The 20,082-nt window shown below is 67.1% G+C and carries 17 protein-coding genes; 12 read left to right on the forward strand and 5 right to left on the reverse strand.

Annotation, left to right across the window (positions count from 1 at the left end):
* Positions 1-9: 9 nt before the first annotated feature.
* Both ACRARE_RS10975 and ACRARE_RS10980 read left to right on the forward strand, forming a co-directional pair.
* Positions 10-1,203: a biopolymer transporter ExbB gene (locus tag ACRARE_RS10975; protein ID WP_432656477.1), complete on the forward strand. Its 1,194-nt coding sequence runs from the start codon at positions 10-12 to the stop codon at positions 1,201-1,203.
* A 3-nt stretch (positions 1,204-1,206) separates the two neighbouring features.
* Positions 1,207-3,126, forward strand: a complete 1,920-nt coding sequence (locus ACRARE_RS10980) for a peptidoglycan -binding protein (protein ID WP_432656478.1) — start codon at positions 1,207-1,209, stop codon at positions 3,124-3,126.
* Positions 3,127-3,310: 184 nt separating this feature from the next.
* Here ACRARE_RS10980 and ACRARE_RS10985 read toward each other — a convergent pair whose 3' ends face one another.
* From ACRARE_RS10985 to gloB, 3 genes are all read right to left on the reverse strand, one after another.
* Positions 3,311-4,243, reverse strand: a complete 933-nt coding sequence (locus tag ACRARE_RS10985; RefSeq protein WP_432656479.1) for a M23 family metallopeptidase — start codon at positions 4,241-4,243, stop codon at positions 3,311-3,313.
* A 131-nt stretch (positions 4,244-4,374) separates the two neighbouring features.
* Positions 4,375-6,708 (reverse strand): ATP-dependent Clp protease ATP-binding subunit ClpA, encoded by a 2,334-nt coding sequence (clpA, locus tag ACRARE_RS10990; protein ID WP_432656480.1) that lies wholly within the window; start codon positions 6,706-6,708, stop codon positions 4,375-4,377.
* A 167-nt stretch (positions 6,709-6,875) separates the two neighbouring features.
* A complete protein-coding gene (gene gloB, locus ACRARE_RS10995) occupies positions 6,876-7,646 on the reverse strand; it encodes a hydroxyacylglutathione hydrolase (protein ID WP_432656481.1) in 771 nt (256 codons plus the stop codon).
* A 59-nt stretch (positions 7,647-7,705) separates the two neighbouring features.
* Between gloB and ACRARE_RS11000 the strand changes: the two genes are divergently transcribed.
* The gene (locus ACRARE_RS11000; protein ID WP_432656482.1) at positions 7,706-8,473 is read left to right on the forward strand and encodes a class I SAM-dependent methyltransferase; all 768 of its coding nucleotides are present in this window, start codon (positions 7,706-7,708) and stop codon (positions 8,471-8,473) included.
* 33 nt (positions 8,474-8,506) lie between these two features.
* Here ACRARE_RS11000 and ACRARE_RS11005 read toward each other — a convergent pair whose 3' ends face one another.
* Positions 8,507-10,336, reverse strand: a complete 1,830-nt coding sequence (locus ACRARE_RS11005; protein WP_432656483.1) for a putative sodium/potassium/calcium exchanger — start codon at positions 10,334-10,336, stop codon at positions 8,507-8,509.
* Positions 10,337-10,980: 644 nt separating this feature from the next.
* On the opposite strand from ACRARE_RS11005, the gene ACRARE_RS11010 reads away from it, so the two are divergent.
* From ACRARE_RS11010 to ACRARE_RS11035, 6 genes are all read left to right on the forward strand, one after another.
* Entirely contained in the window at positions 10,981-11,541 is a 561-nt protein-coding gene (locus tag ACRARE_RS11010) for a F0F1 ATP synthase subunit delta (RefSeq protein WP_432656484.1), read from the forward strand.
* A complete protein-coding gene (gene atpA, locus ACRARE_RS11015) occupies positions 11,542-13,080 on the forward strand; it encodes a F0F1 ATP synthase subunit alpha (protein ID WP_432656485.1) in 1,539 nt (512 codons plus the stop codon).
* Between the two features lie 17 nt (positions 13,081-13,097).
* The gene (locus ACRARE_RS11020) at positions 13,098-13,967 is read left to right on the forward strand and encodes a F0F1 ATP synthase subunit gamma (RefSeq protein WP_432656486.1); all 870 of its coding nucleotides are present in this window, start codon (positions 13,098-13,100) and stop codon (positions 13,965-13,967) included.
* Positions 13,968-13,985: 18 nt separating this feature from the next.
* Positions 13,986-15,407 carry a F0F1 ATP synthase subunit beta gene (atpD, locus tag ACRARE_RS11025; RefSeq protein WP_432656487.1) on the forward strand — a complete coding sequence of 474 codons (1,422 nt, stop codon included), beginning with the start codon at positions 13,986-13,988 and terminating at the stop codon, positions 15,405-15,407.
* Positions 15,408-15,418: 11 nt separating this feature from the next.
* Positions 15,419-15,847 (forward strand): F0F1 ATP synthase subunit epsilon, encoded by a 429-nt coding sequence (locus tag ACRARE_RS11030; RefSeq protein WP_432656488.1) that lies wholly within the window; start codon positions 15,419-15,421, stop codon positions 15,845-15,847.
* A gap of 242 nt (positions 15,848-16,089) precedes the next feature.
* Positions 16,090-16,437 carry an H-type lectin domain-containing protein gene (locus tag ACRARE_RS11035; protein WP_432656489.1) on the forward strand — a complete coding sequence of 116 codons (348 nt, stop codon included), beginning with the start codon at positions 16,090-16,092 and terminating at the stop codon, positions 16,435-16,437.
* A 182-nt stretch (positions 16,438-16,619) separates the two neighbouring features.
* Here ACRARE_RS11035 and ACRARE_RS11040 read toward each other — a convergent pair whose 3' ends face one another.
* The gene (locus ACRARE_RS11040) at positions 16,620-17,312 is read right to left on the reverse strand and encodes a metal-dependent hydrolase (RefSeq protein ID WP_432656490.1); all 693 of its coding nucleotides are present in this window, start codon (positions 17,310-17,312) and stop codon (positions 16,620-16,622) included.
* A 95-nt stretch (positions 17,313-17,407) separates the two neighbouring features.
* Here ACRARE_RS11040 and ACRARE_RS11045 point away from each other — a divergent pair, with 95 nt between their 5' ends.
* The 3 genes from ACRARE_RS11045 (at position 17,408) to gatA (ending at position 19,991) form a co-directional block, all read left to right on the forward strand.
* Positions 17,408-18,058 carry a ceramidase domain-containing protein gene (locus ACRARE_RS11045; RefSeq protein WP_432656491.1) on the forward strand — a complete coding sequence of 217 codons (651 nt, stop codon included), beginning with the start codon at positions 17,408-17,410 and terminating at the stop codon, positions 18,056-18,058.
* A gap of 115 nt (positions 18,059-18,173) precedes the next feature.
* On the forward strand, positions 18,174-18,461 hold the full coding sequence (gatC, locus tag ACRARE_RS11050) for an Asp-tRNA(Asn)/Glu-tRNA(Gln) amidotransferase subunit GatC (protein ID WP_432656492.1): 288 nt from the start codon (positions 18,174-18,176) through the stop codon (positions 18,459-18,461).
* A gap of 39 nt (positions 18,462-18,500) precedes the next feature.
* Positions 18,501-19,991, forward strand: coding sequence for an Asp-tRNA(Asn)/Glu-tRNA(Gln) amidotransferase subunit GatA (gatA, locus tag ACRARE_RS11055; RefSeq protein WP_432656493.1), 1,491 nt, complete (start codon positions 18,501-18,503; stop codon positions 19,989-19,991).
* The last annotated feature ends 91 nt before the right edge of the window (positions 19,992-20,082 follow it).

The following is a 20,082-nucleotide window of genomic DNA, read 5'->3' on the forward strand; positions in this document are numbered from 1 at the left end:
ACCGTCGAGATGGCTCATGGTGAGGGCGAGGCCGCCCCGCAGTTTTCCCAACCCATCCGCCAGATCCTGCTGATGCTGATCGTGCTGGGGCTGTGCGGCGCAGGCGGCGTTCTGGTGGCGCCAAAACTACTGCCGGTCTTCGAGGCGAACCCCTATCTGAACGGCTTCATCGCCTTCGTCTTCGTCCTGGGCGTGATGGCCTGTTTCTGGCAGGTGGTGCAGCTGATCTCGTCTGTGCGCTGGATCGAACGCTTCGCCTCGGACCTGGCCGAAGAGGCCGGGCGCGCGCCGCGCCTGCTGACCCCGCTGGCCACCCTGCTGGGCCAACGCGACCGCCGCTTGCAGATCTCCTCCAGCTCGGCCACCTCGATCCTGGAATCCGTCGCGACCCGGATCGACGAGGCGCGCGAGATCACCCGCTATATCACCTCGCTGCTGATCTTCCTCGGCCTTCTGGGCACCTTCTATGGCCTGGCCACCACCGTGCCGGCGGTGGTCGACACCATCCGCTCGCTGGCGCCCGGCGCGGACGAGGGGGCGACCTCGGTCTTTGACCGGCTGATGACCGGGCTTGAGGCCCAGCTGGGCGGGATGGGCGTGGCCTTTGCCTCTTCGCTGATCGGCCTGGCGGGATCGCTGATCGTCGGCCTGCTAGAGCTGTTCGCGGGCCACGGCCAGAACCGGTTCTACCGCGAGCTGGAAGAGTGGATGTCGACCATCACCCGGGTCGGCCTGTCGTCGGACGGCGAGGGGGGCGCGGACGAGTCGATGCTGGTCTCGGTGCTGGACAACATGGGCGAGCAGATGGCCCGGATGCAGGAGATGTTCGCCCGCTCCGACGCCGCCCGCGCCGAGGTGGACGCGAAACTGTCCACTCTGGCCGATACGATCGAACGGCTGACCGACCGCATGGCGGCGCAGAACAGCTCCGGCGGCCAGATGGCCGAGGCGATGACCCGCATCGCCGACAGCCAGGACGCGTTGATGCAGAAGCTGACGGAACAGGGTCTGGCCGAGGGGCTGGATGCCGAAAGCCGGATGCGCCTGCGCTCGATGGACGTGCAACTGCTGCGCATCCTGGAAGAGATCAGCGCCGGCCGGCACGAGACCATGGCCGAGCTGCGCACCGACATCGCCTCGCTGTCGCGGCTGATCGCCCAGGGGCAGCGCGCCCATCTTTCGCACCCCGACCGGGACGGCTGACCCATGGCCCTGTCGCGCAGATCCGGCGCCCGGCTTCAGGCCAATATCTGGCCCGGCTTCGTCGATGCGATGACCGGCCTCTTGATGGTGCTGATGTTCGTGCTGACGATCTTCATGATCGTGCAATTCACGCTTCAGGAAACCATCACCGGCCAGGAAAGCGAGCTGGATGAGCTGACCTCTGACCTGGCCGCGCTGAGCCAGGCCCTGGGGCTGGAACGCGACCGCAGCGCCCGGCTGACCGACGAAGTGGGTACCCTGACCGCGACGCTGGACGACCGCCAGACGCGGCTGGACCAGCAGGCGGCGCTGATCGCCTCGCTGACCCAGGAACGCGACAGTACCCAGGCCTCGCTGGAGGCCGCCCAGGGGCGGATCACCGAGTTCGAGGCCCAGGTGGCGGGGCTGCTGGCACAGCAGACCGAGGCCCGGGGTCAGATCAGTGATTTGCAGGCCGAACAGCAGCGGCTGATCGGCGAACAGGAGGCGCTGCAACTGGCCCTGGCCCAGGCCCGGGATGAGATCGACGCGGGCGCCGAGGCCGCCCGCCTGGCCGCCGCCCGCCGCGAGGCGCTGGAGGCCCTGGTGGACAGCCTGCGCACCGAACGGGACGACGCCCAGGGCCTGGCGGGCAGCCTGTCGGCCGAGCTGGCCGAGGCCCAGGCGCAGTTGACCGAGGAAGAGGCCGCCCGCCTGGCCGAGGCCGAAGCGGCCCGCGCCCTGCGCGCGCGGCTGGAGAATTCCCAGGACGCGCTGACCGCCATGACCCTGGCGCTGGAGGAACAGCGCCGGAAGGCCGAAGAGACCCTGACCCTGCTGGCCGCCGCCGAGGCCGCGCAAGAGGATCTGGACCTGCGCCTGGGTGCCGCCCTCTTGGCCCGCGACGAGGCCCTGGCCCAGGCGGGGGCCGCCGAGGGCGCGCTTTCCGCCCTGCGCGAGGAGCTCGACAGCGCGCGGGCCGCCAACGATACCGAGGATCTGCGCGCCCGCCTGGCCGCCGCCCTGGCCGCCCGGGACGCGGCTCAGACCGAGGCCACCTCCGCCCAGACCGACCGCGAGGCCCTGCGTGATCAGCTGGCCGCGGCCCTGGCCCGGCAACTGGCCGCCGAGCGGGAGGCCAGCGATCAGTTGAGCGAGGCCGAAGCGCGCGCCGCCCTGCTGGCCGAGGCCAACGCGGCGCTGGATGCGGAAGAGGCGAAATCGGCGGAAAGCCAGCGCCGGGCGGCGCTGCTGAACCAACAGGTGGCGGCGCTGCGCACGCAGCTTGGCTCGCTTCAGGCGCTGCTGGACGATTACAAAAGCCGCGAGGCCGCCAGCCTGGTGCAGATCGAAAGCCTGGGCCAGGATCTGAACGCGGCGCTTGCGCGGGCCACCGCGCTGGAGCGGCGCGAGCGCCAGCGCGCCGAGGCCGAGGCGGCGCGCCTGGCCGAGGAAGCCGCGCGGCTGGCCGCCCAGGCCGAGGATCTGGAGCAGTACCGCTCGGACTTCTTCGGCCGGATGCGGCAGATCCTGGCGGGGCAGGACGGGGTGCGCATCGTCGGCGACCGTTTTGTCTTCTCCTCCGAGGTGCTGTTCGCGCCCGCCCGGGCGCAGCTGTCGGAGGCCGGGCGCGACCAGATCGCCGAGATCGCGGGCATCCTGCGCCAGGTGGCCGCCGAGATCCCGGCGGGGATCAACTGGATCATCCGGGTCGACGGGCATACCGACAAGGTGCCCCTGCGCGGCAGCCGCGAGTTTTCCGACAACTGGGAGTTGAGCCAGGCCCGCGCCCTGTCGGTGGTGCGCTACATGATCGAGCTGGGCATCGCGCCCGAGCATCTGTCGGCCAACGGCTTTGGCGAGTACCAGCCCATAGCCGAGGGCGACAGCCCCGAGGCCCTGGCGGCCAACCGGCGGATCGAGCTGAAGCTGACCGAACGCTGAGGGCGACAGGTAGGGGGAAGGGGGGCTTCGCCCCCCGTCGCCTGCGGCGACTCCCCCCGGGATATTTTTGGCAATGAGAAAGAGGGGGTGGGCGCCTGGGCTGGGGCGCGTTGCGCCTGTTGTGGGCGGCGTAGGGGCCCGATGCCCAAAGTGGGGGGCGTTGCCGGGGCCTGTGCCCTGGGGCCTAGGGGGTGATCTGGATCTGGGTAGTGCTTTGCGCCAGGGGGTGGCCGTCTCGGGTCAGCGTGGCGCGGCCGGTGTAGAGGCCCGGGGGCAGGGCGGCGTGCAGGCGTTTGCCATGGGCGCGGAAGAGCTGGGCCTGGGTGCGGTCCAGCGTGATCTCCTGCCGGGTGAAGGGGCCGTCCGGGGCGGTGATCACCAGCGTCAGCACATCCCCCGCCCGGGCGCCGTAGAGATGGGCCCAGAGGACCAGGGCGGGGCTGTCGGCGGGCAGGGCGCCGCGGGCGGCGTCGCCTGCCTTGATCGAGGCATAGGCGGGCAGGGCGTCGAGAAAGCCCAGGGCGATCAGCCCGCCGGGCTGGTAGGGCAGGGGATCGGCCCAGAGGGAGCTGGGGGCGGGGGTGTCGCAGGCGGTGGGGCCTTCGGGCGCGAAAGGGTCGACGACCTGGCCATCGTGGCGCAGCGACAGGTGCAGATGCGGGAACTGGCTGCGCCCCGAGAGGCCGACGCGGCCCAGGGCGGTGCCCGTGGTGACCTCTTGCCCTTCGCGCACCGTGATCGGGCCTCGGGCCAGGTGGCAATATTGCGTCTCCCAGCCGTGGCCGTGGTCGATGACCACCCCATTGCCGCAGTCGCGGCCCGCCAGGTCGGTGGTGCCGTCCCAGAGCTGGTCGGCCATGCCGTCGCGCAGGGCACGGATGCGGCCCGGGGCGGCGGCGCGCACCATAACGCCCGCCTGCATCGCCGCCAGGCCGGGCATGGCAAAATCGGTGCCCTGGTGGCCGTCGTAGCTTAGGGTGCCGCAGCGGAAATCGCGTGCGCCCGGGCCGGGGTCGGCATCGACATAGCTTTGGATGTGGCAGGTTCGGCCCGGAGTGCAGTCGAGGGGGAGGGCCAGGCGGGGGGCCTGTTGCGCGACGGCCGGTGCGGCGGCCAAAGCGCCGAGGAAAGCCGCGAGGCGGCGCGCCGCCCGGAGGCTGGGGAGGCGAGGCCCGGACAGCCGAAGGGCGGGGACATGCCCCGCCCTTCTGTTGTTTCGTGTGCCATCGCCGGGCATGGTGCCCTGCCTCACTCTGCGGTCAGCAGCGGCGGCTTGTTGCCCGACAGGCGCAGCTTGTCCGGACCCTTGATTTGCAGGTCCAGCTCGTCGCCCTTCAGCGCCACCTTCACCACGCCGCCCTTGGCCAGCTTGCCGAAGAGCAGCTCTTCCGCCAGGGGCTTCTTGATGTGTTCCTGGATCACCCGACCCAGGGGGCGGGCTCCCATCTTGTCGTCGTAGCCCTTGTCGGCCAGCCATTCGGCCGCCGGGCGGGTCAGTTCGATGGTCACGCCGCGGTCCATCAGCTGGGCCTCGAGTTGCAGCACGAACTTCTCGACCACTTGCAGGATGACCTCTTTCGGCAGCGGCTGGAAGCTGATCACCGCATCCAGACGGTTGCGGAACTCGGGCGTGAAGGTGCGCTCGATGGCGGCGGTATCCTCGCCCTCGCGCCGGTCGCGGCCAAAGCCGATGGCCGATTTGGCCTGTTCGGCGGCGCCCGCGTTCGAGGTCATGATCAGCACCACGTTGCGGAAGTTCACCGTGCGGCCGTTGTGATCGGTCAGCTGGCCATGGTCCATCACCTGCAGCAGGATGTTGTAGACATCCGGGTGCGCCTTCTCGATCTCATCGAGCAGCAGCACGCAGTGCGGGTGCTGGTCGACGCCATCGGTCAGCAGGCCGCCCTGGTCGAAACCGACATAGCCCGGAGGGGCACCGATCAGCCGCGAAACCGCGTGTTTCTCCATGTATTCCGACATGTCGAAGCGCAGCAGTTCCACGCCCAGGGTATCCGCCAGCTGCTTGGCCACCTCGGTCTTGCCGACGCCGGTCGGCCCCGCGAAGAGGTAGTTGCCGATCGGCTTCTCGGGTTCGCGCAGGCCCGCGCGGGCCAGCTTGATGGCCGAGCTGAGCGCCTCGATCGCCTTGTCCTGACCGAAGACGACACGTTTCAGCGAGCCTTCGAGGTCTTTCAGCACCTCGGCATCGTCCTTGGTGACGTTCTTCGGCGGGATGCGGGCGATCTTGGCCACCACGGCCTCGATCTCCTTCACGCCGATGGTCTTGCGGCGCTTGCTTTCCGACAGCAGGTGCTGGGCCGCGCCCGCCTCGTCGATCACGTCGATGGCCTTGTCCGGCAGCTTGCGGTCGTTGATGTAGCGCGCCGAGAGTTCCACCGCCGTCTTCACCGCATCATTGGTGTAGCGGATGCCGTGGTGTTCCTCGAAATAGGGTTTCAGACCTTGCAGGATCTTCACCGCATCCTCGACCGAGGGTTCGTTCACGTCGATCTTCTGGAACCGGCGCGACAGGGCGCGGTCCTTTTCGAAATGCTGGCGGAATTCCTTGTAGGTGGTCGAGCCCATGCAGCGCAGCTTGCCCCCGGCCAGGGCCGGTTTCAGCAGGTTCGAGGCATCCATGGCCCCGCCCGAGGTGGCGCCGGCGCCGATCACCGTATGGATTTCGTCGATGAAGAGCACGGCATCGGGATGCGCCTCAAGCTCGGTCACCACGGCCTTCAGCCGTTCCTCGAAATCGCCGCGATAGCGGGTGCCGGCCAGCAGCGCGCCCATGTCGAGCGAGAAGATGGTGGTATTGGCCAGGATCTCGGGCGTTTCGCCCTGCACGATCTTGCGCGCCAGACCTTCGGCGATGGCGGTCTTGCCGACGCCCGGGTCGCCTACCAGAAGCGGGTTGTTCTTGCGGCGGCGGCACAGCACCTGGATGCAGCGTTCCACCTCGTGGCCGCGCCCGATCAGGGGATCGACGTCGCCGTCATCCGCCTTGGCGTTCAGGTTGACGCAATACTTGTCCAGCGCCGATTCCTTGCCGTCGCCCTCGGGCTGGGCGGCAGAGGGGCCGGTGGCGCGCTTCTGCTCGTCCTCGGCGCCGGTCACCGGGCGGCTTTCGCCATAGGCCGGGTCCTTGGCCACCCCATGGGCGATGAAATTGACCGCGTCGTAGCGCGTCATGTCCTGCTCTTGCAGGAAATAGGCGGCATTCGATTCACGTTCGGCGAAGATGGCGACCAGCACGTTGGCCCCGGTGACCTCGGTCCGGCCGGAACTTTGCACATGGATCGCGGCGCGCTGGATCACGCGCTGGAAGGCGGCCGTGGGCACCGCCTCGGAGCCGTCGATATCGGTGACCAGGTTGGCCAGTTCCTCATCCACGAATTCGACGAGGGTCTGGCGCAACTCCTCGGTGTCGACCGAACAGGCCTTCATCACGCGGGCCGCGTCGGGTTCGTCGATCAGCGCCAGCAGAAGGTGTTCAAGCGTCGCGAATTCGTGGTGCCGGGCATTGGCCAGCGCCAGGGCCGCGTGGATCGCCTGTTCCAGGGTGGTCGAGAATGAAGGCACTGTGGTGCTCCTTTTCGATCTGTGTCGGAGCGGGGGCGGGCCCCAGATCCAACCATGGCCTCTTAGTCTTAAAGTTTGGTCGATCCTGACCGGGCTTCAAGCGTTTTCTGCGACCGCTCGTTCACATTTCCGGGCCCGGCCTGCCGGAATAGTCCCTAAACGGTCATTCAGAAGGCGTCCTTGCGACGCCGGATCTCGGCGAAGACCTTCGCCGCGGGGGCGCCGGAAAGCCCGAGCTGTTCCGCGACCGCAGGTTGGGCGGCGCGCAGGAAGGGGTTGGTGGCTAGTTCTTCGGAAAGCTTGGACGGCACGGTGGGGCGTCCATTGGCACGGGCGGCCTTCACGGCCTCGACACGAGATATAAGATCGGAATTGCCCGGTTCAATCGTCAGGGCGAATTTCGCATTGGCCAGGGTGTACTCGTGCCCGGAACAGATCGTGGTGCGCGGCGGCAGCGCGGCCAGCTTTTGCAGCGAGTGGTACATCTGCTCGAAGGTGCCCTCGAAGACCCGGCCACAGCCAAGCGCCATCAGGCTGTCGGCGGTAAAGGCGATCTCGCTGGCGGGGAAGTGGAAGGCCAGGTGGCCGACGGTATGGCCCGACACGTCCAGAACGGCGCCGCGTTCGCCGCCCAGGCTCAGGTGGTCGCCCTCTTTCAGCGCCACGTCCAGCTTCGGCAGCCGGTGCGCATCGGCCTCGGCGCCATAGACCCGGGCGCCGGGATGCTGGGCCAGAAGCGCCTCCAGCCCCTGGACGTGATCGGGGTGGTGATGGGTCAGCCAGACCTGATCGGCGCTCCAGCCGCGTTCGGCCAGGGCGGCCAGGATCGGCGCGGCTTCGGGCACGTCCACCACAGCGGTCTCTCCGGCGGCGGGATCATGCAGCAGATAGGCGTAATTGTCGCTCAGACAGGGCACCGTGACGAGGGCAAGGGCCATGGTCATTTCCTTCGCACTTGTTATGGTTCAGAGTGAAACCCAAAGCGGAGCGGCTTGCAATGCACCTGGATGTGCAGGATCTGCGCAATTTCTACTACCGCTCGACCCTGGGCCGCGCCGCCCAGGCGTCTATTCGTGGGCGGCTGCTGGATTTCTGGCCCGAGGCGAAGGGGCAGACCGTGCTGGGCTACGGATTTGCAGCCCCGCTGTTGCGCCCCTACCTGGCCGAGGCGCGCCGGGTCATCGCCCTGATGCCCGCGCCGCAGGGGGTGATGCCCTGGCCCGCCGCCATGCCCAATGTCTCGGTCCTGTGCGAGGAAACCCTGTGGCCCATCGACACCGGGCTGGTGGACAAGCTGGTGCTGATGCACGGGCTGGAAACCAGCGACAGCCCGACCGAGCTGCTGGAGGAATGCTTCCGCGTGCTGGGGCCGGGGGGCAAGGCGATGTTCATCGTGCCGCACCGCTCGGGCCTGTGGTCGCGCTCCGACCGCACGCCCTTTGGCTATGGCCGCCCCTACAGCCAGGGCCAGCTTGAGGCGCAGCTGAAACGCCATGCCTTCCTGCCCGAACGGCATCAGCACACCCTGTACCAGCCGCCCTCGTCGCGCCGCTTCTGGCGCAAGACGGCGAATTTCTGGGAGAAGATGGGCGGCCAGGTCTCGGCGGTGCTGTCGGGCGGCGTGCTGATGGTCGAGGCCAGCAAGCGGGTGCAGGCGCCCTCTGGCCCCGGCGAGAAGGTGCGCGCCAAGTCGGGCCTGCGGGTGCTGGAGGGGCTGGCGGCGCCCAAGCCGGAAACGGCCCGGGCGCGTCACTGGCAGCGTTAGCGATCAGCGGGTGCCGGGCGCGGCGCGCCCGGATCAGGCGGCGGCGCTGCCCGCCAGGGCCGAGGCGGGGCTGAGGCTGCCATCGCCGTTGCGGATCCAGATGTCGTCCAGCGACAGCGGCGCCGTGTCGTCCAGCGCCACGGTGATGGTCTGGCTGAACGCGGCCCCTTCGGGCCCTTCCAGGCCGATCACCACATCGACATAGCCGCTGGTCGCGGCGGCGGTGATCCCGACCCCGGTCACCAACGAGCCGTCATCGGCCGTCCCGGCGATCTCGATCCGGTCGCTGCCGCCCTCGAAATCTTCGACCACGCCCAGGTCCTGGGTATAGGCCCAGTCGGGGATCTCGTCATATTCGGCCTCTTCCATCAGCGACAGGCCGGGCACGAAGTAGGTATCGCTGCCCGCGCCGCCATAGCCCTGGGCCTCGCCGAAGAGGGTCAGCGTGTCGTCGCCCGAGCCGCCATAGAGCTGGGCCGTGCCGCTGCCGATCATCCGGTCGGTGCCGGCGCCACCCTGGCCGGTGGCCTCGTCCTCGGCAAAGATGTTGTCGGCCCCGGTGCCGCCCCAGGCCTCGGCGGTATCCGAGGCCTCGATCCAGTCGTCGCCCGAGCCGCCATAGGCCAGGGCATCCCCGGTCGCGGTGATCGTGTCGTCGCCGCTGTCGCCCTGGGCCCGGGCCTCGCCGCTGGCGTTCAGCAGATCCTCGCCCGCGCCGCCATAGAGCTGCGCCTGGCCGCTGCCGGTCAGCGCGTCCTCGCCCGTGTCGCCATAGGCATGGACGCTGTCCCCGGCGGTCAGCACATCGTCGCCCGACCCGCCGTGCAACAGGGCCTCGTCCGACCCGCTCAGGGTGTCATCGCCCGAGCCGCCAAAGCCCGCGGCGCGGTCGCTGGCGGTGATCTCGTCGCGCCAGGCGCCGCCATGGGCCGCGGCGTCTTCAGATGCGTAAAGGTGATCGGCGCCCCGGTCGCCGTAGACCTGCGCACTGCCGTAGGCCGACAGCGTGTCCTGGCCCAGCCCGCCGTGCGCCTCGGCGCTGTCATAGGCCGCCAGCACATCCTCGCCGCTGTCGCCGTAAACGCTGGCCTCGCCCTCGGCGATCAGCCTGTCGGCCCCGGCGCCGCCATAGCCCTGGGCGCTGCCCGTCGCGCCGATCTGGTCCTGGCCATAGCCGCCGTGCAGCGTCGCCTCTTCGAAGCCGAACAGCGTGTCGTCATCCAGCCCGCCGTAAAGCTGGACATGATCATTGGCATAGCCCAGGTCGTCGCCGGGCCCGCCGTAAAGCCGCGCCGTACCGCCCGCCAGGTAGGTCTCGGCCTCGGGGTCGCCGCCCGCGCCGCCGTAGAGGGTGTCGTCGCCCGACCCGGCCCGGCCCAGGCCCTGGTCGTAGCCCTCGACCTCATCGTCGCCCGACCCGCCCCAGGCCTTGGCCTGACCGGCGGCGGCGACCGCATCGCTGCCCGCGCCGCCGTAGACCTGCGCGCGGTCCAGCCCGACCAGGTAGTCGTCGCCCGAGCCGCCGTAGACCGTCATGTCGTCCTCGGCGAAGGCGATGTCGCCGCCCGGCCCGGCATGAACGATGCCGCCGCCCGTCAGCACGCCCTCTTGCGCCTCGGGGCCGTCGTAATAGCGTTCCTCGCCCTCGGCCAGCTCGACGGCCTCGGGATAGGTCTGGTCGATCAGGTCGCGAAGTATGGATTGCACCGGCGCGTCCTCGTCCTCGTCGCCGGGAATCGACGGGTTGGGATCGTCGATCACATCGTCGCCGCTGTCCTCGGCTGAGGCGTGATCGTCATCGTCGCTGCCGTCGAACAGCGGTGCGGCCAGCAGGGGCAGAAGCAGCAGAAAAAGAAGTTCCATGCGAGGACCTGATATAAATGCGGTGGTCTGCGGCGGGCCGGGCAGGGGGGCAAGGCCCCCCTCCATCCGCCGAGTCGGCGTCGTATCTTTCTGGAATGACTGACAGATTTTAGAGAATGTGTCAGGAAACAGACTGTTTCGCCTCTAAGTTGCCACAATTCGACCCCGCAAGCCCCCGCCAGGGGGCGCGCGCCGTGGCGGTCCGCGGGGGTGCAGGGCAGGGGGCAGGACCCGCAAGGCAGGGAACCGGCCCGCGTCGGGGCCGTTTCGGGCCCTTTCGCACGGCTTCGGGGGGCGGTTGCAGGCCCGGACAGGGCCCCCGCGAAATTGCGTAGCCCCTCCCTGCGCAGCCGAATCGTTGACTATGCATGAGATCCCGACTGGTGCGAATCCCAAAAAGGTGAACAAATACTTGTGCTTTGCCTCACCCCCCGTCAGCCGGGCGCGGGCGAAAACCGCGAGGGACCCTCGAAGGCACTGAAAAACAAGGGTGATGAGGTTGGCGTTAACGGCGCCAAGCGGGTTGATGGGTCGTAAGGCCTCTGCTACACCCCCGCTGATTTTGATGCTCTGCTATGCTAGGGCTGCAAACCCCCTGCGCCGACGCCACGGTCGGAACGGGGCCGAAAATCGGAAGGGTGGACGTGTCCGAACCAGCTTCGATCTCCTACGGCATCGCCTCGCGCTATGCTCAGGCCGTCTTCGACATCGCGCGCGAAAACGGCAAGCTGAAAGAGCTTGAAACCAACATCAAGGATCTGGCCGAGGCTCTGGCGTCCAGCGACGACCTGCGCGACATGATCCTGTCGCCGATCTACACGCGCCAAGAGCAGGAAACGGCCATTCTGGCCGTCGCCGACAAGCTGGCGCTGAAACCGGTGACCCGCAACGCCCTGGGCCTGATGGCGCAGAAGCGACGCCTGTTCACCCTGCCGCAGTTCTGTCAGCGCCTGACCGAACTGCTGGCCGAGGAAAAGGGCGAAGTGACCGCCGAGGTCACCTCTGCCACGGCCCTGAGCCAGGAACAGCAGGACAAGATTACCGCCATGCTGGCCGAAAGCGTCGGCAAGCAGGTGGCCCTGAATACCGCCGTCGATGAAGCCCTCATCGGCGGTCTCGTCATCAAGGTTGGTTCGAAGATGATCGACGCGTCGATCCGTTCGAAGCTCAACGCTCTCCAGAATGTCATGAAAGAGGTCGGATAAATGGGAGTCCAAGCAGCCGAAATTTCTGCTATCCTCAAGGAGCAGATCAAGAACTTTGGCCAAGAGGCCGAAGTGGCCGAAGTGGGCCGGGTGCTGTCCGTCGGTGACGGTATCGCTCGTGTCTACGGCCTCGACAACGTCCAGGCGGGCGAGATGGTCGAATTCCCCGGTGGCATCCAGGGTATGGCGCTGAACCTCGAAGCCGACAACGTCGGCGTCGTGATCTTCGGTTCCGACCAGGACATCAAGGAAGGCGACACCGTCAAGCGCACGAACTCGATCGTGGACGTGGCCGCAGGCGACGCTCTGCTGGGTCGCGTTGTCGACGGTCTGGGCAACCCGCTGGACGGCAAGGGCCCGATCGAAGGCTCCGAGCGTCGCGTTGCCGACGTGAAGGCGCCGGGCATCATCCCCCGTAAATCCGTGCACGAACCGATGGCCACCGGCCTGAAGTCGGTCGACGCCATGATCCCGATCGGTCGTGGCCAGCGGGAACTGATCATCGGCGACCGTCAGACCGGTAAAACGGCTGTGGCCCTGGACGCCATCCTGAACCAGAAATCCTACAACGACGCCGCCGGCGACGACGAGAGCAAGAAGCTCTACTGCGTCTACGTGGCTGTCGGCCAGAAGCGCTCGACCGTGGCGCAGCTGGTGAAGAAGCTGGAAGAGACCGGCGCGATCGAATATTCGGTCGTGGTCGCCGCCACCGCATCCGACCCCGCGCCGATGCAGTACCTGGCCCCCTACACCGCAACCGCGATGGCCGAGTACTTCCGCGACAACGGCAAGCACGCCCTGATCATCTACGATGACCTGTCCAAGCAAGCCGTGGCCTATCGTCAGATGTCCCTGCTGCTGCGCCGTCCGCCGGGCCGCGAAGCCTACCCGGGCGACGTTTTCTACCTCCACTCCCGCCTGCTGGAACGTTCGGCCAAGATGAACGAAGAGTTCGGCTCGGGCTCGCTGACCGCTCTGCCGATCATCGAAACCCAGGGCGGCGACGTGTCCGCGTTCATTCCGACCAACGTGATCTCGATCACCGACGGTCAGATCTTCCTGGAAACCGACCTGTTCTACCAGGGTATCCGCCCGGCCGTGAACACCGGTCTGTCGGTGTCCCGTGTGGGTTCGTCGGCGCAGACCAAGGCCATGTCCTCGGTTGCCGGTCCGGTGAAACTGTCGCTCGCCCAGTACCGCGAGATGGCCGCCTTCGCCCAGTTCGGCTCTGACCTGGACGCCGCCACCCAGCGTCTGCTGGCACGTGGTGCCCGCCTGACCGAGCTGATGAAGCAGCCGCAGTACCAGCCGCTGACCAACGCGGAAATCGTCTGCGTCATCTTCGCCGGCACCAACGGCTACCTGGACAACGTGCCGGTCGCCGAAGTGGGTCGTTTCGAAGCTGAACTGCTGAAGTTCCTGCGCAACAGCAAACCCGAAATCCTCGAGTGGATCACCAACGAAGATCCCAAGATCAAGGGTGAGCCCGCGGACAAGCTGAAGGCAGTGCTGGACGAGTTCGCAGCAGATTTCGCCTGAGCCTAGGGAGGTAACACATGCCTTCTCTGAAGGACCTCAAGACCAGGATCGAGTCGGTCAAGTCGACCCGCAAGATCACCAAGGCCATGCAGATGGTTGCCGCGGCGAAACTTCGCCGCGCGCAAGAGGCCGCCGAAGCGTCCCGCCCCTACGCGGAACGCTTCAACGCGGTGCTCGGCCAGCTGGCATCCTCGGTGGGCGGGTCGGATACCGCGCCGCTCCTGCTGAAGGGCACGGGCAAGGACGATGTGCAGCTGCTGGTGGTCATGACCGCCGAACGCGGCCTGTGCGGCGGTTTCAACGCCAACATCGTCAAGCTGGCCCGCACCCGCATCGCCGCGCTGCAAGCCGCCGGCAAGACGGTCAAGATCCTGACCGTCGGCAAGAAGGGCCGTGAACAGCTCAAGCGTCAGTATGGCGATCTTTTCGTGGGTCACGTCGACCTGAGCGAAGTCAAGAACGTCGGCTACATCAACGCGCAAGAGCTGGCCGCCACGCTGCTGTCCTCCTTCGAGGAGGGCGAGTTCGACGTGGCCACGATCTTCTACGGCAAGTTCGAGAACGTCGTGACCCAGGTGCCGACCGCACAGCAGGTGATCCCGGCCGAGTTCGAAGCAACGGACGCGCCCGCGATCGACTACGACTACGAGCCCGGCGAGGCCGAGATCCTGGAAGAGCTGCTGCCCCGTGGCGTGGCGACCCAGATCTTCGCGGCCCTGCTGGAAAACGCTGCCTCGGAGCAGGGTGCCCGGATGTCCGCCATGGACAACGCGACCCGCAACGCTGGCGAGATGATCGACAAGCTGTCCATCGAGTACAACCGTACCCGTCAGGCGGTCATCACCAACGAGCTGATCGAAATTATTTCGGGCGCCGAGGCGCTCTAAGGAACCGGAGACAACGACATGGCATTGAAAGGCAAAGTGACCCAGGTCATTGGCGCCGTCGTGGACGTGCAGTTCGAGGATGGCCTGCCGGCAATTCTGAACGCGCTGAACACCGACAACAACGGCAACAAGCTGGTTATGGAAGTTGCGCAGCACCTGGGCGAGAACACCGTCCGGGCCATCGCAATGGACGCAACCGAAGGTCTGGTCCGTGGTCAGGAAGTCCTGGACACCGGCGCCCCGATCTCGGTTCCCGTCGGCACCGCCACCCTGGGCCGCATTCTGAACGTCGTCGGCGAGCCCGTCGATGAAAAGGGCCCGGTCGAAGCGGACGAGTACCGCCCGATCCACGCCCCGGCCCCCGACTTCGCCGACCAGGCGACCGAAGCCGAGATCCTCGTGACCGGCATCAAGGTCATCGACCTGCTGGCCCCCTACGCCAAGGGCGGCAAGATCGGCCTGTTCGGTGGTGCCGGTGTGGGCAAGACCGTTCTGATCCAGGAACTGATCAACAACATCGCAAAGGTGCACTCGGGCCTGTCCGTGTTCGCCGGTGTGGGTGAACGGACCCGTGAAGGGAACGACCTCTACCACGAGATGATCGAATCGGGCGTTCTGAACCCCGACAACCTGCCGGAATCGAAGATTGCCCTGTGCTTCGGCCAGATGAACGAACCGCCGGGTGCCCGTGCCCGTATCGCGCTGACCGGCCTGACCCTGGCCGAACAGTTCCGCGACGCCACCGGGACCGACGTTCTGTTCTTCGTCGACAACATCTTCCGCTTCACCCAGGCCGGTTCGGAAATGTCCGCACTGCTGGGCCGTATCCCCTCTGCCGTGGGTTACCAGCCGACGCTGGCCACCGACATGGGCGCGATGCAGGAACGGATCACCTCGACCAAGAACGGTTCGATCACCTCGATCCAGGCCGTCTACGTTCCCGCGGACGACCTTACCGACCCCGCGCCTGCAACGACCTTCGCCCACCTCGATGCAACCACGGTTCTGAACCGCGCGATCTCGGAACTGGGTATCTACCCGGCCGTGGACCCGCTCGATTCGACCTCGCGCCTGATGGACCCGCTGGTCATCGGTGAGGAACACTACCAGGTGGCCCGTGACGTCCAGGGGATCCTGCAACGCTACAAGTCGCTGCAAGACATCATCGCCATCCTCGGCATGGACGAACTGTCGGAAGAGGACAAGCTGACCGTGGCCCGCGCCCGGAAGATCCAGCGTTTCCTCAGCCAGCCCTTCGACGTGGCAAAGGTCTTCACCGGCTCCGACGGCGTCCAGGTTCCCCTGGAAGACACCGTCAAGTCGTTCAAGGCCGTTGTCGCCGGCGAATACGATCACCTGCCCGAGGGCGCCTTCTACATGGTTGGCGGCATCGACGAAGTGATCGCCAAGGCCGAGAAGATGGCCGCGGAAGCCGCGTAAGGTAGGATCTGATGGCTAACACGATGGACTTCTCCCTTGTCTCGCCGGAACGGAGCCTGGTCTCCGGCTCGGTGAGCGAGGCGCAGATTCCGGGTGAGGATGGAGATCTGACGGCGATGCCTGGTCATGCGCCGATGATCACCACCCTGCGCCCCGGGGTCCTGCACCTCAAGGGACCGGACGGAGAGGACGATTACGTCGTCTCCGGCGGTTTCGCCGAGATCTCGGCCGAGGGCGTCACCGTCCTGGCCGAACGTGCCCTGCACAGCAAGGAAATGACCCAGGACGTGCTGAACGACTGGGTCCAGGAAGCGCACAAGGCCTGGAAGGACGCGACCGACGACAACGCCGTCGCCCGCGCCGGCAAGCTCCTGGCCGACATGGTGGCCATGGGCACCCATATCGGCCTGGACCCCGATCACGCCAACTACGTGGACTGATCGCCGGTCCCGCGACCTGCACAAATCCTCATCAAGGCCCCGGCATCGCCCGGGGCCTTTTTGCGTTCCGGGGGCAGGGGGCGAAGGGGTTTCTCAACCCCTCTCGGCCTATCTGGTCCTGACCGGGCCCGGCCAGGCGTTGCCGCGACCCTCGGGGCTGTCGCGACACCCCCCCGAAGTTAGGGGGTGCACAAACGATTGAAAACGCGACAGGATGCGGGCCACTACGGGACGAAGACGACATGAAGAAATTGACGACACACACCATCGGGATCGACCAGGGGGATATGGTCATGTTCTCGGATTTCCAGGACGGCGGCGACATGTGGACCGGCACCGGCCCGCGCGAACGCCGCCGCCGGGTGCGCTTTTCCGAACCCTTCCTGGCCCTGCCTTCGGTGCATTGCGCCCTGTCGATGTGGGATATGGACAATGGCTCGAACCTGCGCGGGGACATCGAGGCCGAGAATATCGGCCGCGACGGCTTCGACGCGGTGTTCAAGACCTGGGGTGATACCCGCGTGGCCCGCGCCCGCATCCGCTGGATGGCCATCGGCCCGGTGCGCGGCGAGGGCGACTGGGACGTCTGAGGGGCGCACGCGGGGGATGCCCGTGCCGGGCCTTGCCTCCGGCGGGAGTATTTTCAGCCATCGAATAGGAGAAGGGCGCGGCAGCAAGCGAACCCCTTCTTTCTCTATTCGATGGCTACAAATACTCTGGGGGGAGGCTCCGGGACGGAGCCGGGGGGCAAAGCCCCCGGCCCCTTGGGGCCCTACAGCGCGATGGCTTCCAGCACCTCAGGTTCGATCACATCGACGCCGGGCAGTTCCGCCTTCAGCAGATCGGCCGACTGTTCCAGCAGCGGGAAGGTGCGGTAATGCATCGGCACCAGCGTCTTGAAGTCGAAGAAGGTCTTGGCGGCATAGGCGGCGCGGCGCATGTCCATGGTGTAATGGCCGCCGGCGCAGAGGATGCCGATGTCGGGCTTGTGCAGATCGTGGAAGATCTTCATGTCGGCCATCACGTCGGTATCGCCCGAGAAATAGATCGAGTGGCCTTCGCCCTCGATGATGAAGCCCGATTCGGAGCCCATGTAGACCGGCCCGTTCGGCCCGTCGCTGGCCGAGGAATGGGTGGCGTGCACCATGGTCACCTTGACCCCGCCGATATCCACCGTGCCGCCCTTGTTGAACCCGGTCGTCTCGACGCCGCCTTGATCCGCGACCCATTTCATCAGCTCGACCATGCCGAAGACGGGAATGCCCAGCTCTTTGGCGACGGGCACCACATCGGCCAGGTGGTCGCCATGGCCGTGGGTCACGAAGATATGGGTGGCCCCCGCGATCGCCTCGGCGCGGCGGTCCGCGGGGAACATCGGGTTGCCGGTCAGGAAGGGATCAAGCAGGATCACCTTGTCGGCGATTTCCAGGCGGAAAGAGCCGTGGCCGAGCCAGATCAGTTTCATGTCGTACCTCATATGATTTGGGCCGGGACGGAACGGATCCCGCCCGGGGATGCAATGCAGGTAACCTATCGGGCGGATAGGACAAGGAAAGTCCCTTGAACTGGAATGAGAGCATTGATGCCTATTGCGAGCGTCTCGGGCCTGCCTTCTGGTCCGAGCCGGTCAATGCGCTGACAAATCTGGCCTTTATCCTCGCCGCCCTCTGGGCCTGGCCGCGCGTGCGCGGCAGGACGACCGGACAGGTCCTGGCGGCGATCCTCTTCGTGATCGGCATCGGCTCGGGTCTGTTCCACACTCTCGCCACCGCCTGGGCGGGGCTGGCCGATACCCTGCCGATCCTGGCCTTCATCGAGGTCTATATCTTCGCCGCCACCCGCGATTTCCTGCACCGTCCCCGCTGGCAGTCGGGGCTGGTCACCCTGGCCTTTCCGCTGGTCGCGGGGGCCATGGCGCCGATGCTGGCGGGGCTGCCGCTGTACGGTGTCAGCGCGGGCTATCTGCCGGTGCCGCTGATGATCGCCGCCTATGCGCTGCTCCTGGCGCGCCGGGCGCCCGCCACGGCGCGGGGGCTGGGGATCGGGGCGGCGCTTCTGATGCTGTCGCTGACCTTCCGCTCGCTCGACATGCCGCTGTGCGGGGCGACCCATGGGCTGGGCACGCATTTCCTGTGGCATATCCTCAACGCCATTATGCTGGCCTGGATGATCGAGGTCTGGCGCCGTCATCCGCGGCGCGCCTGGGCCTGACACAGAGGGCCAGGTGCTGGGGGCCACATGGGGCCCGCCAGTGTCTTGCGGCCCGTGCCTGCGGGCGCTAAACCCGTCTGCGATCCGAAACCAGGAACATCCCCGGGAGATGCCCATGTCGATCGACACCGAAACCGCGGCCAAGGTCGCGAAACTGGCCCGCATCAAGGTGGAAGACGACGCGCTGCCCGCCCTGGCGGAAGAATTCAACACCATCCTCGGCTTCATCGAACAGCTGAACGAGGTGGATGTCGATGGCGTCGAGCCGATGACCTCGGTCACCCCCATGCGCCTGAAACGGCGCGAGGACGTGGTCACCGAGGGCGATCAGCAGGACAAGATCCTGGCCAATGCGCCCGATGCCCGCGAAGGTTTCTTCGCCGTGCCCAAGGTGGTCGAGTAAGACCCGAAGATCCACGCCCGACCAGAGAGGCGAGACGAGATGACCGAGCTGAACACATGGACCATTGCTGAGGCCCGCGACGCGCTGCGCAAGGGCGAGGTGACCTCTGTCGCCCTGACCGAGGCCTGCCTGGGTGCGATCGAGGGGGCCGGGGCGCTGAACGCCTTCGTGCACAAGACCCCCGAGATCGCCCTGGCCCAGGCCGCCGCCGCCGATGAGCGACTGAAAGGCAGCGAAGAGGCCCCGGCGCTTTGCGGCATTCCGCTGGGCATCAAGGATCTGTTCTGCACCAAGGGCGTGGCCAGCCAGGCCGCCTCGAACATCCTGGGCGGTTTCAAGCCCGAGTATGAAAGCACCGTCACCGGCAACCTCTTTGCCGAGGGTGCGGTGATGCTGGGCAAGCTGAACATGGACGAGTTCGCCATGGGCAGCTCGAACGAGACCTCGGCCTATGGCCCTGCGGTGAACCCCTGGCGCCGCGCGGACGATGAAACCCCGCTGACGCCGGGCGGCTCTTCCGGCGGGTCCGCCGCTGCCGTGGCCGCGGATCTGTGCCTGGGGGCCACCGGCACCGACACCGGCGGCTCGATCCGCCAGCCCTGCGCCTTCACCGGCACCGTGGGGATCAAGCCGACCTACGGGCGCTGTTCCCGCTGGGGCATCGTCGCCTTCGCCAGTTCGCTGGACCAGGCGGGCCCGATGACCAAGACGGTGCGCGACAGCGCCATCATGTTGCAGGCCATGTGCTCGCATGACCCCAAGGATTCGACCTCGGTCGATTTCCCGGTGCCCGATTTCGAGGCCGCCCTGACCGGCGACATTCGCGGCAAGACCATCGGTATCCCCAAGGAATACCACATGGAGGGGATCCCCGCCGAGATCGAGCAGCTTTGGACGCGCGGCAAGGAGATGCTGGCCGATGCGGGCGCCAAGGTGGTGGACATCTCATTGCCCCACACGAAATACGCGCTGCCCGCCTATTACGTGATCGCCCCCGCCGAGGCCTCGTCGAACCTGGCCCGCTATGACGGCGTGCGCTACGGCCACCGTGCCAAGCTGGCGGCGGGTGACGGCATCACCGAGATGTACGAGAAGACCCGCGCCGAGGGCTTCGGTTCCGAGGTGCAGCGCCGGATCATGGTCGGCACCTATGTGCTGTCGGCCGGGTTCTATGATGCCTATTACAACCGCGCCCGCCGCGTGCGCGCCCTGATCAAGCGTGACTTCGACGAGGCCTTCGCCAGCGGCGTCGACGCGATCCTGACCCCGGCCACGCCCTCGGCGGCCTTCGGTCTGGGCGAGATGCAGGATGCCGATCCGGTCAAGATGTACCTCAACGACGTCTTCACCGTGACCGTCAACCTGGCGGGCCTGCCCGGCGTCTCGGTGCCCGCGGGCACCGATGCCCAGGGTCTGCCCCTGGGTCTGCAACTGATCGGGCGCCCCTGGGAAGAGGGCGATCTGCTGAACACCGCCTATGCGCTGGAACAGGCCGCGGGCTTTGTTTCCAAGCCCGGGAAATGGTGGTAACCGAGGCCCCCAGGCCCTGATGGGCCCGCGCCCGCACGGGCGCGGCGCCCGATCCCCTTTCGATCCACCCCGGGGCCGTTCGGGCAGAATG

It is taken from the genome of Pseudooceanicola aquaeponti, from assembly GCF_050897975.1.
Classification (GTDB): Bacteria; Pseudomonadota; Alphaproteobacteria; order Rhodobacterales; family Rhodobacteraceae; genus Pseudooceanicola.